General features: G+C 36.2%; 10 protein-coding genes and 1 pseudogene. 6 read left to right on the forward strand and 5 right to left on the reverse strand.

Annotation, left to right across the window (positions count from 1 at the left end; genetic code table 11):
- Positions 1 to 29: 29 nt before the first annotated feature.
- Positions 30 to 1,196: pseudogene (locus tag HMPREF3270_RS12480) on the forward strand (IS1182-like element IS1182 family transposase); the annotation flags it as partial.
- A 52-nt stretch (positions 1,197 to 1,248) separates the two neighbouring features.
- On the opposite strand, the gene HMPREF3270_RS12485 reads toward HMPREF3270_RS12480, so the two are convergent.
- Both HMPREF3270_RS12485 and HMPREF3270_RS12490 read right to left on the reverse strand, forming a co-directional pair.
- Entirely contained in the window at positions 1,249 to 1,488 is a 240-nt protein-coding gene (locus HMPREF3270_RS12485) for a hypothetical protein (RefSeq protein ID WP_070849249.1), read from the reverse strand.
- Positions 1,489 to 1,664: 176 nt separating this feature from the next.
- Positions 1,665 to 1,943: a GNAT family N-acetyltransferase gene (locus tag HMPREF3270_RS12490; RefSeq protein ID WP_023014839.1), complete on the reverse strand. Its 279-nt coding sequence runs from the start codon at positions 1,941 to 1,943 to the stop codon at positions 1,665 to 1,667.
- A gap of 186 nt (positions 1,944 to 2,129) precedes the next feature.
- On the opposite strand from HMPREF3270_RS12490, the gene HMPREF3270_RS12495 reads away from it, so the two are divergent.
- Together HMPREF3270_RS12495 and pbp4 are read left to right on the forward strand one after the other, a co-directional pair.
- Complete coding sequence (locus tag HMPREF3270_RS12495; RefSeq protein WP_061055023.1) at positions 2,130 to 2,510, forward strand: (4Fe-4S)-binding protein; 381 nt, start codon at positions 2,130 to 2,132, stop codon at positions 2,508 to 2,510.
- Between the two features lie 164 nt (positions 2,511 to 2,674).
- Complete coding sequence (gene pbp4, locus HMPREF3270_RS12500) at positions 2,675 to 3,913, forward strand: penicillin-binding protein PBP4 (RefSeq protein ID WP_070849252.1); 1,239 nt, start codon at positions 2,675 to 2,677, stop codon at positions 3,911 to 3,913.
- Positions 3,914 to 3,975: 62 nt separating this feature from the next.
- Here the strand turns inward: pbp4 and HMPREF3270_RS12505 are convergent, their stop codons facing one another.
- The gene (locus HMPREF3270_RS12505) at positions 3,976 to 5,247 is read right to left on the reverse strand and encodes an amidohydrolase family protein (protein ID WP_023014842.1); all 1,272 of its coding nucleotides are present in this window, start codon (positions 5,245 to 5,247) and stop codon (positions 3,976 to 3,978) included.
- Positions 5,248 to 6,130: 883 nt separating this feature from the next.
- Between HMPREF3270_RS12505 and HMPREF3270_RS12510 the strand changes: the two genes are divergently transcribed.
- Positions 6,131 to 6,925: a D-alanyl-D-alanine carboxypeptidase family protein gene (locus HMPREF3270_RS12510; protein ID WP_002480247.1), complete on the forward strand. Its 795-nt coding sequence runs from the start codon at positions 6,131 to 6,133 to the stop codon at positions 6,923 to 6,925.
- 105 nt (positions 6,926 to 7,030) lie between these two features.
- Positions 7,031 to 8,041, forward strand: a complete 1,011-nt coding sequence (gene adhP / locus HMPREF3270_RS12515) for an alcohol dehydrogenase AdhP (RefSeq protein ID WP_002480248.1) — start codon at positions 7,031 to 7,033, stop codon at positions 8,039 to 8,041.
- A gap of 135 nt (positions 8,042 to 8,176) precedes the next feature.
- Here the strand turns inward: adhP and HMPREF3270_RS12520 are convergent, their stop codons facing one another.
- Positions 8,177 to 8,698 (reverse strand): DUF805 domain-containing protein, encoded by a 522-nt coding sequence (locus HMPREF3270_RS12520; RefSeq protein ID WP_070849255.1) that lies wholly within the window; start codon positions 8,696 to 8,698, stop codon positions 8,177 to 8,179.
- A 192-nt stretch (positions 8,699 to 8,890) separates the two neighbouring features.
- The gene (locus tag HMPREF3270_RS12525; protein WP_070849259.1) at positions 8,891 to 11,728 is read right to left on the reverse strand and encodes a YhgE/Pip domain-containing protein; all 2,838 of its coding nucleotides are present in this window, start codon (positions 11,726 to 11,728) and stop codon (positions 8,891 to 8,893) included.
- A 228-nt stretch (positions 11,729 to 11,956) separates the two neighbouring features.
- On the opposite strand from HMPREF3270_RS12525, the gene HMPREF3270_RS12530 reads away from it, so the two are divergent.
- A complete protein-coding gene (locus tag HMPREF3270_RS12530; RefSeq protein ID WP_070849262.1) occupies positions 11,957 to 14,158 on the forward strand; it encodes an amidase domain-containing protein in 2,202 nt (733 codons plus the stop codon).
- The last annotated feature ends 25 nt before the right edge of the window (positions 14,159 to 14,183 follow it).

Here is a 14,183-nt window from a genome sequence, read left to right on the forward strand (position 1 = left end):
ACCTTTTTGAGACTTTGCAACAGAACCCGAATAAATACTCTTTCGTTTGGAAAAAAAGTATTTTAAAGTATAAGGATAGCCTTGATCAAAAAGCCCTTGAAAACTACCAACAAATGGTGGAAACAAAAATCTTACCTGAGTTAATAGATGATTTAAAGGATGAACTTTCTATAGAAGAGATTGAAAGGATTCGTCAATCTTTGGAAGAAAAGGAAAATCAATTAATTGAAGCGATTGACCAAACCGAAACAGTAGAAGAACGAAAATTACTTCGTAAAGAAAAATCTGAAGTTCATAAGCAGAAGAAGCGATTCGATGATTTTGCCCAAAGAAAAATGAGCTACGAAGAACAATTAGTGATTATGGGTGTACGCAATAGTTTCTCAAAGACGGATCATGACGCTACTTTTATGCGAATGAAAGAAGATCACATGCTTAATGGCCAACTAAAACCAGGTTATAATATTCAACTTGCGACAGAAAATCAATTTGCTCTTGCTTATGATTGTTATCCAAATCCAACAGATACACGAACATTTATCCCATTTCTTGAAAAGATTGAATCAAAAATAGGTTTACCAGAAAATATTGTCGCAGATGCCGGTTATGCAAGTGAAGAAAATTATTGTTATGTGTTAGACGAAACAGAATCCACCCCCATCATTCCGCATCAAGGTTACTTAAAAGAGAAGAAACGCGCCCATAAACAAAATCAGTTTCATCGAGATAATTGGACTTACAACGAGTTGGATGATTACTATATTTGTCCCAATCAGAAAAGAGTAGTGTTCTCACATTATTCACAACGTAAAGATAGAAATGGATTTATTCGAAACTTCAAAATCTATGAATGTGAAGATTGTACAGGATGTCCATTGAGAGAGAAATGTACCAAAGCAAAAGAAGGAAAAAATCGACGTTTGAATATTAATCCAACCTGGGAATATATAAAAATAAAAGCGAATGAAAAGATAGAAAGCAAAGAAACAGCCTCATACTATGCGCAGCGAAAGATAGATGTCGAAACAGTTTTTGGAAACATTAAACAAAATATGAAATTTAAAAGATTCCATGTCCGAGGAGCTGAAAAAATTTTTAAGGAAATGGGACTTGTATTTCTTGCGCACAATTTTAGGAAATTAGTAACTAGAGTAAGGAAATATGAGGGAAAAACAATCATACAAAACCAAATATAGGGGGAAAATCCTCTATATTTCATCCAAAAAAAACAAAAATCGAAGACATCTTTCACGGGTGCCTTCGATTTTTTGGTTCAAAAGGGACTAATGGGTCAGCCCCAATGTTTTTACTCTCCGCTGCTTTGCGCATCTCAGGAATTTCTTTGTCGATGTCCACGAAGTACTCTCTTCTAGGTTCAATGTTATTGAAACCTAAAGATAAAATATCATCAAAAAGTTCAACTTGCTTCAAACCACTGTTAATTTTTGCTTGAAATACTAAGGTATTAAATACTAAGTTGTTGTTCATTGTTGTTCAGTCCTTTACATAAATTAGTAAACCCATTTATCATTCTCATCCATATCATAAACTGGTTTACTCAAAATGTCGACGCTTTCATTTTTTTATATTCAATGATTAAGACAAAAAAACAGACCTCTCTAAAGAAGTCTGCTTGTTATCATAAGTCGTGTGTATAGAATGTGTTAGTTCTTTAATACGTCCGCATATTCTGGTGTTTTATCAAAGACACTTTTCGCAAATGGACATAATGGGACGATTTTCATATTATTTTCTCTTGCATAATTGACTGCTGCTTCTACCATCGCATAGCCTACACGTTGGCCGCGTAATGCTTCTGATACTTCTGTATGATCAATAATAAATAAGTCTGGACCTGTTGGGACATATGTCATCTGTGCTTGATAATTATTTTCGTCTTGGCCCACATAAAATTTATTGTGTCCGTGTTTTACTTCTGTCATTGAGATCACTTCCCTCTTTTTATTAATTTGATATTACCTTGTGCACCTCTTAAAAGCAATAATATTAATTTATCTTACAATACTGACTATAATTCTCGATAGTATAACGAGTGATATTAATTTTAAACAACTTATTTGCGTGCTATATTGAACTTAAGTATTTGGCATAATATGAGGAGTGATAAAATGAGAAAGACTTATACTAGTGAAACAATTGATGTCTCTTTTGAACCTGCGCGTTGTATCCATGCAGCTGAATGTGTGAAAGGATTACCACAAGTTTTTGATACAAAGAAACGCCCTTGGATTGACCCTGCAAATGCGACAGCTGATCAAATCGCAGAAGTCGTAGAACGTTGCCCAAGCGGTGCGTTGGAATATCATCGTAAAGACGGTAAACCAAATGAACATCACGAACACACAGAAATCTCAATCGGCAAAGATAACCAAATTATTATTAAAGGTGAATTTACGTTAAACCATAATGGTGAAGTCATTGAATTAAACCGTGCGATTTTAAAAGGCGGTCCGAATGTTTCAGATAATCCATTCTATACTTTAGACTAATCATCATATTAACTACACTTCTTGACTTGTTTATAAAAGAGTTAGAAGTGTAGTTTTATTAAGTTTATGCTTTATTAATAAATCTTATTTAAATCTTGTTGAATACAGTATTCTCTTATAGTAACGTAAGAGTATATTATCTTATAAAAGGATGGCCATACATTGTGAAAAGAGTTATAAGCATCATTGTGTCAGTTATGTTCTTAATGAATATACTGATTGCACCTACCGCTCACGCTGAACAGACGCCAATAGACGTTGCGAAAGAAAACCATCAAACGATTCAAAAACAGTTTGATCCTAAAAGTGCCTATGTGACTACCGAACAGGGACAAATTTTGTATGATTATCACGGCACACGTAACATCGACCCTGCTTCTACCGCAAAGTTGATGACCATATATTTAATATTAGAAGATATCAAACAAGGTGACGCTCACCTGTCAGATAAAGTTAAAATCACACCGACTTATGAACAAATGTCTCAACTCCCGAATTTGACGACATTTCCTTTAAAAAATAAACAAACCTATACTGTAGACCAATTGTTGAAACAAGCCATGTTAGAGTCTAGTAACGCTGCGACATTAGTACTTGCACACCATGTGGATGGTGATATTTCTAAATTCACAGACCGCATGAACCATAAAGCGAAACAATTAGGGATGCATCATACACATTTTACTAATCCAAGTGGTGCGAATAACCAATTGATTCATCAATTTATCCCAAAGGCTTATAAAAGTGAAACAACTTCTCAAAGTACAGCACAAGACATGGCAATACTTTCTCAAGCAATCTTGAAACAGTATCCTGAGGTACTCAATTACTCAAAGTTAGAAACCGACAAACAGTATGGTAAAACACTAAAAAATACAAACTTATCGTTACCGCATGGTCCAGATGCATTAAAAATTGTAAATGCTGACGGTCTAAAAACAGGTACGAGTGAAAATGGCTACAATTTAGTATTAACAGCCAAACAAAAAGAACTACGTATCAACACAGTTGTTATGAACGTACAGCCTTATCCTAATGAAGCTGCGAAACATGCACGCCAAAAGCTTGCGAATTCTTTAACGGAAGAAGCTTTCAAAAACTATGAATACCGTAAAGTTATCTCTAAAGGTGAACATGAAATTGATGGTAAAACGTATGAAGTAAAAAAAGATTTATATGATCTGGTGCCTAAAGATAAAGCTAAATATGACTTGAAAATTATTGAAGATGAACAATTAAAAGTAGACTATCCTAGAAAATTCCTTAAAGGTTATCATGCACCTTCTGTTGAAGTTGATCCAGTAACGCACTGGGGTACTTTGATTTTAGGTGCGCTTGTCATGATAGGTGGCGTCATATTACTGACTGCAATCATCTATATTATTATGAAACGACGTAAATAATCATTCTATATGTAAAAATGAGCGGAATCTCACAGGTTCCGCTCATTTTTTCGAATCTATTTTTATTTTGTTTTACGTGTAACATCTAGTTCTGTTTCATATTTAGGTAATGCTTTCTTGAACAAGTATTCACCATGACGTACAGACGCTAGGCAGTCTGAGCGACGTCTTTGTGCTTCAAATACTGTTGGCGCATCTACTACGATAAAGTTAGCAGGTTTGCCTTCATCTAAACCGTATTCATCTTCAATGCGCATTAATTGTGCACCGTTGTAAGTGATTAAATCAAAGTTGCGTGGGAAGTCTTGTTCACGCATTAATTGTGTCGCATGCAGACCATTATCTAAGATATTCATCAAGTTACCTGAACCTGCTGGATACCATAGGTCTACGATAGAGTCTTGACCAAATGCGACGTTAATATCGTTATCTACAAATTCTTTTACGCGTGTTAAACCACGGCGTTTAGGATACGTATCTTGGCGTCCTTGTAAGAATAAGTTCTCTGTTGGACATGAAACAAAGTTCAAGCCAGATTGACGGAATAAGCCCATCATACGGAATGCATACGCATCATCTGCTGAACCGAATGAACAAGTGTGAGAAGCTGTCGTATAAGGACCATATCCTTGTTTCATTGCTTCTGCGTTCAATTGTTCAAGATAACGTGCTTCTGCATCATCTGTTTCATCACAGTGTACATCAATCAATTTGTCATATTTAATCGCAAGACGTACGATTTCTTTCACTGATTCTGCACCGTCTTCAGGACTCCATTCGTTATGTGGAATACCTCCGACACAGTCAGCACCTAGTTTCAATGCTTCTTCTACTAGGTCGCGGCCTGTTTTACCGTCTTCTTCGAATGAATACATACCATTTTGTGGGAATGCGACCACTTGAATTGTGATATTGTCTTTCAATTCGTCTCTGACTTCAATTGCCGCTTTAATCCCTGTTAAGTTAGGGTCTGTACAGTCTGTTTGTGCACGGATATATTGTGTTCCGTAACTTGCGACATCATTGACTGCTTTACGCATACGTTCTTTCATTTCTTCTTTTGTCGTACCTTTTTTATAATCATTCCATAAATCAATCGCTTCAAATAGCGTACCTGATTCGTTTTTGATTTTAGGATCTTGTCCTGTAAAGTAGTAATCTAAATGCAAGTGTGAATCTACATAAGGTGGTAGAACTAAACGCCCTTGTAAATCGATGACTTCATCCGCATCGCCTAAATCATTGCCGAACGCCACAAACTTGCCGTTCTCTACTAAGATTTCAGAGGCATCATCATGTTTATAGATTGATGCGTTAATAAATTTTTTGCTCATTTCCATTCCTCCATCTCTCTTACCTTCACAAACAAAAAATTATTCAGTATTCCAAAAATGTTACATCCCAATTTTATCAACTTAAGATTCAATAAAGAAACTTAACGCATTGAGTTTTACCACTTCGAAGCTATTTTAACCATATGTTCAAACCGACACCCATATTAATATGTAAAAATTATTTTATATTTTTATTTACTTTTATTGTGTAATTGTTACATTATATAAATACAATATAAAGAGCTAAACAAGCTGGAACTTACTTAGCCTTTAATAAAGGCTCACAATGGATCTTGTGAAACTCTAACGAACCTAAATGGTTAGTTAACTTCTGACTTAATTGTCCGTTAGTACAGAAGTTATTTTTTCCATCTTATTGATAGCTCCTTTTAGTAAAAAAGTCACTAAAACAACGGAACATACATTTTCAAAATTCAAATGAATTTCTATTAGCGTAATATCCATACTATCACCTCCCCGATAACTCCATTTAAGGCTCGAGGCGGCTTCACATGCTTCTCTCTATTTCATGCTAGGTTCTTTACCCTAGGATATCATGCCATATTTATCTATAAATTACTTTTATAATTTTTAAATGTAATATTTTTTCTCATAAAGTAAAAAAAGGGCTGAAACAGCTAAAACTGTCCCAACTCTTCATTTTCTTTTACATTTGCTTGAACTATTCGGACATGCGGTATGGATGATGCCAATTGAATTAATAAGACCTTAAAATCATAATATCATTTAACTTACGACTGTCCTTATTTTGACTAAATATCACTTGTAACAAATTTTCTACAGCTTTTATATACACAACTAATTCTCCTTTGATTGATATACAATAGTAATATATTGATAATTACAACAAAGGAGCATCAGTGTGGAAAAGCCAAAGACAATTCAAATGTTTGTTGAGAAGATGAATGAAAAAGCAGCTAGTATTGGTATGTCTCGTTCTATGTTTAAAAATCCTACGGGTTTAACGGAAAAGTATCAACTATCAACGAGTTATGATCTGTCATTGTTAACACTACATGCGAGTGCGAATGTGGATATTGTTAGAATTTGGAAGAAGAAGCATTATTCATTCTGGGTTAAGGGTCCTAATGCAAGACGTATGGATCTCACAACAAGAGTAGATAATGAAAAACTGAATCAATATTACGATATTTTAGGCGGCAAAACTGGAACAGTGGGCTTTATAAAAAACCTATGTCTTTTAATCTATGATGGTGAGACTGTCTATATCGTAACCTTGCTTAAAGCGAGAGGTAATCGATTCCATCAAGCTAAGTTACTTATTGATTATCTTTTAAATAAAGGTTCTCTAGATGGTGTAGATACAACAGCTTATACAGTTTTAAAATACCCATCATGTAATCCTTATTTATTCACACGTTTCAAACCAGAAATTCTTATTTCTAAAAACGGTAATGCGCGCAATAACCCCGCAAGCCTAACTAAGCTATTGACGTTGTTGACCGCTTTAGATTATCCACTGGATTTAAATAAAAATTTAACTGTTAAGGCTGAAGACATGGCTGAAGATAACCTCAACGACATTAGAGAAGGAGATATTATCAGCTTAGATGATGCCTTACATTTAATATTACTGAGATCTTCAAATATTATGGCTAACATGCTTAGTAGATATGTCTCAGAGCACTATCTTTAACGCTTAAATACTTATATAAAAGTTACTAAATTAGCCTTATTTACGATAACCTTATTGCTCTCAATATTAATATAATAGTATTGATTAAGTAAGGAGGTTTTCTAAATGAAAGCAATCGTAGTAGGTAAAGATCATCAACCCCAAGTTACTGAGAGAACATTACGCCCTTTGAAATACGGTGAAGCATTATTAGACATGGAATGTTGTGGTGTGTGTCATACAGACTTACATGTTGCCCATGCTGATTTTGGCGATGTAACTGGCACTATTTTAGGTCATGAAGGTATCGGTATTGTAAAAGAAGTCGCTGAAGGTGTTACAAGCTTAAAAGTAGGAGATCGTGCAAGTGTGGCATGGTTCTTTGAAGGATGCGGCCACTGTGAATATTGTACTACAGGTCGTGAAACACTATGTCGTGAAGTTAAAAACGCTGGTTATTCTGTAGATGGCGGTATGGCACAAGAGTGTATCGTTACTGCAGACTATTCTGTTAAAGTTCCAGATGGTTTATCATCAGAAGCTGCCAGCAGTATCACATGTGCAGGTGTCACAACATACAAAGCAATTAAAGAATCAGGCGTACGTGCTGGTGAATGGCTTGTCTTATTCGGTTTAGGTGGACTTGGAAACTTAGCTTTGCAATATGCCAAAAAAGTATTTAATGCGAAAGTTATCGCAGTCGATATCAATGACAGTCAACTTGAATTTGCGAAACAATACGATGCAGATGTTACTTTAAACCCTAAAGAAGTGGATGTCGCAAAATACATTCAAGAACATGTAGACGGTGCACATGCGGCAGTTGTTACAGCGGTTGCTAAACAAGCCTTCAACGCAGCTGTTGAATCTGTACGTGCTGGCGGTACTGTAGTCGCAGTCGGCTTACCAACAGAATCTATGGACTTATCAATTCCACGTTTGGTATTAGACGGTATTCGTGTTGTAGGTTCACTAGTAGGTACACGTGAAGACTTAAAAGAAGCTTTCCAATTTGGTGCTGAAGGTCTAGTCGTGCCAAAAACACAATTACGTCCAATGGAAGATGTTCAAGATATCTTCAAAGAAATGGAAGAAGGTAAAATCAACGGCCGTATGGTTATTGATTTACGCCATTAATCATAATCTTAAAACACAACTAGTTTAAATAACACTTGATTGAAAATAGATAGAAGCTCTGAAGGAAATCTAATGAATGATATTCTTCAGAGCTTCTTAGTTTATTTTCAACGATTTATTTAAATTAATCGTTTGTTATTCAACTTCTGCATCTTGTGCTACTGGGTTGTTTGAAACAACTTTACTACTGCCGCCATCACCGTAATTATTCGGTGCTTTGTCCCCTGGCAGTACCAATAAGTAGATGATATAAAGTGTAACTAAACCAGCAACCACAATACCGAAGACACCTGCGAATGCTGTGGCACCTAGTACCCAACCTTCGCTCGCATTCGCTGCCAAGACAACGCCAAAGAAGAAAACAAGTGTTCCAACTGAAGCGATAAAACCGCTGATATATGAAATAATCGCAAATAACATTGTACGGTTTGTATCATGTAAACGTCTAACCATCACAGTGAAAGATGGGATTATAATCGCAATGCCAAAGATACTGCTTAATAAACCTCCTGAAAGTGCCCCTAACACAGTTGAAATTAAAAAGTTAATCCAAAATGGATGCCAATAATCCGCTCGATCTGAACGTCCATTCACATCTAAAAAGCGAATCCAAAATTGTTTATAGCTTTCAATAATTTGATTCGATTGATTCTCCATCGTATGCCTCCCCCTTATTTGTTAGGATCATTATACCCACAACCAATTGAATATCTCAAATTAATTTTAAGTAAATAATTTGTTAATTCATATAAAGTGTTGCGTTCTTTAAGATAAACAAAAGTATAAAAAGAGACCTGAAATCAAAGCTGACTTCAAGTCTCCTATTTACTGTGTGTATGTTGTTTTATCTTATTCTAAGACATCACTTTCTTCTGCTTTCTCTGACACTTTTCTCATAATCGGATCTGTGATTGGTTTAAAGATAATACCGATAATAAAGAATGCGATGCCGAAAATCAGAAGAATCACTAGTTTTTTGGTTAAAATTTCAGGCACAAAGCCACCGACCGCTTCTCTCATCACATCAATCGCATACGCAAACGGCAAGTATGGATGAATCGCTTGGAAGAAATGCGGTGTGACCTCAATTGGGAACGTACCGCCCCCACCTGCGATTTGTAGGACTAACAAGATAATCGCTAAGGCTTTACCAGGGTTTCCAAGTAATGATACCAGTGTATAAACAATCGTCACAAAGACGAGTGAAATAATCACAGATAACCCGATAAACCATGCGACATGTTCAACTTGGGCTTTCAAAATCACAATATCTCCAATAGAGACAATCAACGATTGAAGAATACCGATAATATAAAACAGACCAAGTTTTCCTAAGTAAGTTTCTCTAGTAGTAATACCCGGCAAGTCCGCAACATGCTTATTATCTGTCGTCAATAAGCTCACCATCAATAACGCACCAACCCAAATAGACAATGCTGTGTAGAATGGTGTACTTGCTGAACCGTAGTCTTTGACTGGGAAGATATCTTTTTCATGAATCTTAATCGGATTCGCAATGACATCTGCTTGCTTCTTCAAGTCATTTTTCAGTAAATCCACTAACTTATCTACTGCGTCATCATCTTCCACTTCATCAAAGAGCTTATTAGCTTTCGCTAAATCTTTCTCAAGATCCGGCAAGTCGTTTCTGATAAATTCAGCTAACTTATGCAAATCTTCTTTCGCTTGTGGTTGATTTTCATTTAACAATTGCACAATATGGTCATAACGATCAAACAGTGTCGGCAGATTCGCATTAACAGTTGCGGTAGTGTCCGCAAGTTGTTGTTCTAGACCAGGCAAGTCATTTCTCACGAATGATGCAGCACGTTCCACACCTTGTTTAAACTGCGGATAATAACGTTGTGCAGTCGCTACCGCATTTAAGTAACGTTGTTCTAATTGCGGTAAGACACTTTGGATTGTCTCAATACGATTACCTGCAACATCTAAAATAGATTGGCCTTCATCAATCACTTGTTGAATCGTATTCAGCTTAGATTGAACGGTAGAAAGTTTTGCCTCTCCTGTATTCAAGACAGACATAATGTCTTGTGACACATTGATTAAGCGTTGATTCAAGTCTGATTTAATATAGTTTCTTAAATCACTTAATGCATCATTAACATTCGGAATTTCTTTTAATAATTTTACTGCTTCAGCTTTACCAGAACTACCTTGTTTCAAGGCATCTCTCAATTGATTTTGGAGCTTAATCACATGATTGACTCTGTTATTTGCTGCTTCTAGTGTTTGAATTTCTTTAGATAAGTCAACATGTTCACGATTTTCTAGTTCAGACAAGATATCAATCAGTTGTTGGTTGGTCTTGCTTGTCACTTGCACACGTTCAATCAAGTTATCTAACGTACTTTCAAATTCTTGAGGTTTGTCAGACGCTAAAATACCATAAGTTACTTCTTCTAGCGCTGCTAAATCTTGTTGGCTCGCTTCTGATTGTTGTTCTGTTTGTTGAGAAAGTGATAAGAGTGCTTTTGATAATGAAGACTCCATCGCATTCGCATCATTTGGATTAATCGTATCCGTGTTATTTGAATCCTCACCATTAGTACTCATTTGTGAAGTACGTATTCCAGAGAAACGTCCATTATTTGTTGTACTTTGCGGTGCAGTTTGTGTTCTTCCGTTTAATTCATTTTGCACATTTTGATCGACTTCTTGTGCATTATCAATCACTTGTTGGTAACTGCCTACACGTTGTTTTACCGCTGATAAGTAACCTTGTGCTTCATTTAAACCTTGTTTGCCAGCTGTGACACCATTACTTGCGATGTCTACACCACGATTAATACGTGGGAAAGCTTGCGGTACATCATTTGAAGCAACATCTAAGGCACGCTCTATATTCGGTAAATATTCATTTAACGCTAAGATTAACTTCGCACGTTCATTCAATGCTGGAATGGCTGAATTCACTGCGTTTAATTTATCCTGCGCGTCTAAGATATCTCCTTTATATTGATTTAAACCTCGGAATTTATTTGCGTATTCATCTAATTGATCTTGGTTTTGGTCAAGATACAGAATCTTTTTCGCGAACTCATTAATTTTCGGTACTGAATCATTCGCAGTCTTCACTGCTTTTTGAATTTTATTAATCGTTGGTATTTCTTCCTCAAGTTTTACACCTAAACGATTGGCTTCATCTAACAATGCTTTTGTCACTGTTTCATTAAACTGTTCATTCGCTTTTTGAACAATTGCACTCGTTCCCGCATCTGTCATTTTCGGCGCAATCGCGTTTAATTTCTGGTTCACTTTGTATTCAACGTTCGCTTGTTGCGGGTCTTTTCTCAGTGTGCCAGTAATTTCATGTGTAAACTTGTCTGGTATGTACATTGCGGCGTAATATTTACCCATTTTCAAATCATGGTCTGCTTTTTTCCGACTGACAAACTCCCAGTCAAAGTGGTCATCTTTTTTCAAGTTATCGACAATAGTGTCCCCGACATTGATTTGTTTGCCTCGGACTTTATCGCCATTATCTTCATTGACAACTGCGATTTTAATATTTTTGGTATTACCGTAAGGATCCCAAGTCGCATCTAAGTTGAACCATGCGTAAAAGGACGGCAATATCGCTATTCCGCCTAAAATCACTAAAACGGACGGGTGCTTGATAATTTTCTTTAAATCCATCAGGAACAGCTGTATCGCGTTCTTCATTTGTACACCTCTAAAATTTTTATATCTATTTTGGTTTCGCATTAATTTCAAATTACTGTTTGTTTCTCTTGAATAAATTGATATAATGGCCTCATTAGTAGGGTCACTCTTTGAAAGTTAACAACTATTAACAACTATCAACAACTAGTCATAATACTGCTTTTAGTGTACCAAGTCAAACATCCGTTTGTACACAGTAAACTAATATATTTTAAGAGAGGTATTTCCATGAAGAAACAAAAACTATTGGTCTGTATGCTTTCTACTTCATTGTTAGTTCCATCCTTCCCTTTAAGTGATGTACAAGCAGAAACAACAGATAAAGTCACGGCACCTTCACAGTCTGATGCATCATCTTCAGACCGTGCCTCAAACACTAAACAGGACACACAAGAAAATCAAAAAGAAACATCTAAACCACATAAAGTATCCAAAACGCAATCATCTGATTCAGACACATCTCTAAAATCAGATGAGAAAAATGACGTTGAGTCAGAGTCTGAAACAAATACACAATCAAAAGATACATCTTCAACACCTTCAAATAACACAACACGAAATGAGGTTGAATCAGATTATGACGCACATACATTAGACTTCTTCAAATCTACACCGAAGCGAGATTCATCTAGCCGCTTCGAAAGCCTATTCAACCGTCTCTTCCCAAGTTATTCAAACCGTTCTGACACTACGGATACCAATCAAGAGACAAGCGACTCTAACGCTAGCAATGAACAAGCTTTAGACAATAAAAATGAAACCTATTATCAAGGTCAGCCACAAACAAAAACGCCGTCTGAAGAAACACCAATTGAAACAGACAAACAATCAGAAGACAGTACAACTACATCAAACGAAACAACACCTAAAGAAGATACACCTTCTAACCAAGAACAGTCATCTGACACATCTTCAAATACAACACCTGAAGCTTCTCAAGATGACCAAGATATCTTTAATAAACTAGATGAAGCCAGCAACAATGTCACAAACAATAATCAAGAAGAAACTGAACAACCAACAGAAAACAAAGACTCAGCACAACCAAAACAAGCTGATGACGCTAATCAAACGACACACCCTAAAGAAACAGAAACAAATTCAAACAATGAAGATACAGCTGATAATCAAAACACAGCTGATTCAACACAAACAGAATCTAAAGAGGATACAGATGACACATCTTCTAAGGCAGATGACCGTGTCTTAGAATCTATTTTGGATCAATACAGTGAAGACGCGAAACAAAATAAAGCAGATTATGACGCACAAAAACAAAATGACAACAAATCTAATCAATCATCTGAAGATACATCCAAACAAGAATCGAATCAGAACGACACAAGCAATGCTTCTAATCCACAATTACCTTCAAAAGCACAATTGGAAAATAAGAAAAAACCAGCACAATCTTTTGAAGATGGTTTAAACCGTTCAGATATCAGAACAACTGCGACATTTGAATTATTACCAAATCTCTCAAGAGATAATAGTGAATCTGGTGACATCGCAGTAGCTGAAAATAAAGACACACGAGACTTTATTAAAACGATTGCGAAAGATGCCCATGACGTCGGCCAAGATGAAGATATCTATGCTTCTGTGATGATTGCGCAAGCGATTTTAGAATCTGATTCAGGTAACAGTACATTAGCGCGTGCACCGCACTATAATTTGTTCGGAATTAAAGGGGCTTATAAAGGGCATTCCGCAAACTTCAATACATTAGAAGACAGTGGAAGCAGTATGTATCAAATTTCAGCCGCCTTCCGCAGTTACCCAAGTGAAAAAGAATCGCTTGAAGATTATGCAGACTTAATCAAAAACGGTATCGACGGCAATCCCACAATTTATCAACCGACTTGGAAAAGTGAAGCAGCCACGTATCGTGATGCGACAAGACATTTATCACGTACATATGCGACAGATACACGCTACGCAGATAAATTAAATAGTTTGATTAAGCATTATGATTTAACACGCTTTGATAAGCAAACAATGCCAGACCTTGCAGACTATCAACCAAGCGATAAAGATCATGAAGGCGACTTCAAACCGTTTGCGGAAACTACAGACAATATGCCTTATCCACACGGTCAATGTACATGGTATGTCTATAATCGTATGCCGCAATTCAACAAAACGATCAGCGGTGATTTAGGTGACGCACGTAATTGGAATAACCGTGCAGAACGTAAAGGTTACCATGTCTCTTCTACACCTAAAGCACATACTGCAGTAGTCTTTGAGGCTGGCCAACAAGGTGCAGATAGCATCTATGGTCATGTTGCTTTCGTAGAAAAAGTAAACAGTGATGGTTCGATTGTGATTTCTGAATCTAACGTTCAAGGTTTAGGTGTGATTTCATATAGAACAATCGACGCAGAGGATGCTTCAGAATTAAGTTATATTGAAGGACAAGATAAATAATACAAAAGTAACGCTCCATTCAAAG

This window comes from Staphylococcus sp. HMSC65H10 (assembly GCF_001839185.1).
GTDB classification, from domain to species: domain Bacteria; phylum Bacillota; class Bacilli; order Staphylococcales; family Staphylococcaceae; genus Staphylococcus; species Staphylococcus simulans.

Excerpts from the sequence above, each read along its gene's own strand:
- HMPREF3270_RS12485 (WP_070849249.1), bottom strand. The coding sequence starts at position 1,488 with ATGAACAACAACTTAGTATTTAATACCTTAGTATTTCAAGCAAAAATT.
- HMPREF3270_RS12490 (WP_023014839.1), bottom strand. The coding sequence starts at position 1,943 with ATGACAGAAGTAAAACACGGACACAATAAATTTTATGTGGGCCAAGAC.
- HMPREF3270_RS12495 (WP_061055023.1), top strand. The coding sequence starts at position 2,130 with ATGAGAAAGACTTATACTAGTGAAACAATTGATGTCTCTTTTGAACCT.
- HMPREF3270_RS12505 (WP_023014842.1), bottom strand. The coding sequence starts at position 5,247 with ATGAGCAAAAAATTTATTAACGCATCAATCTATAAACATGATGATGCC.
- adhP (WP_002480248.1), top strand. The coding sequence starts at position 7,031 with ATGAAAGCAATCGTAGTAGGTAAAGATCATCAACCCCAAGTTACTGAG.
- HMPREF3270_RS12520 (WP_070849255.1), bottom strand. The coding sequence starts at position 8,698 with ATGGAGAATCAATCGAATCAAATTATTGAAAGCTATAAACAATTTTGG.
- HMPREF3270_RS12525 (WP_070849259.1), bottom strand. The coding sequence starts at position 11,728 with ATGAAGAACGCGATACAGCTGTTCCTGATGGATTTAAAGAAAATTATC.
- HMPREF3270_RS12530 (WP_070849262.1), top strand. The coding sequence starts at position 11,957 with ATGAAGAAACAAAAACTATTGGTCTGTATGCTTTCTACTTCATTGTTA.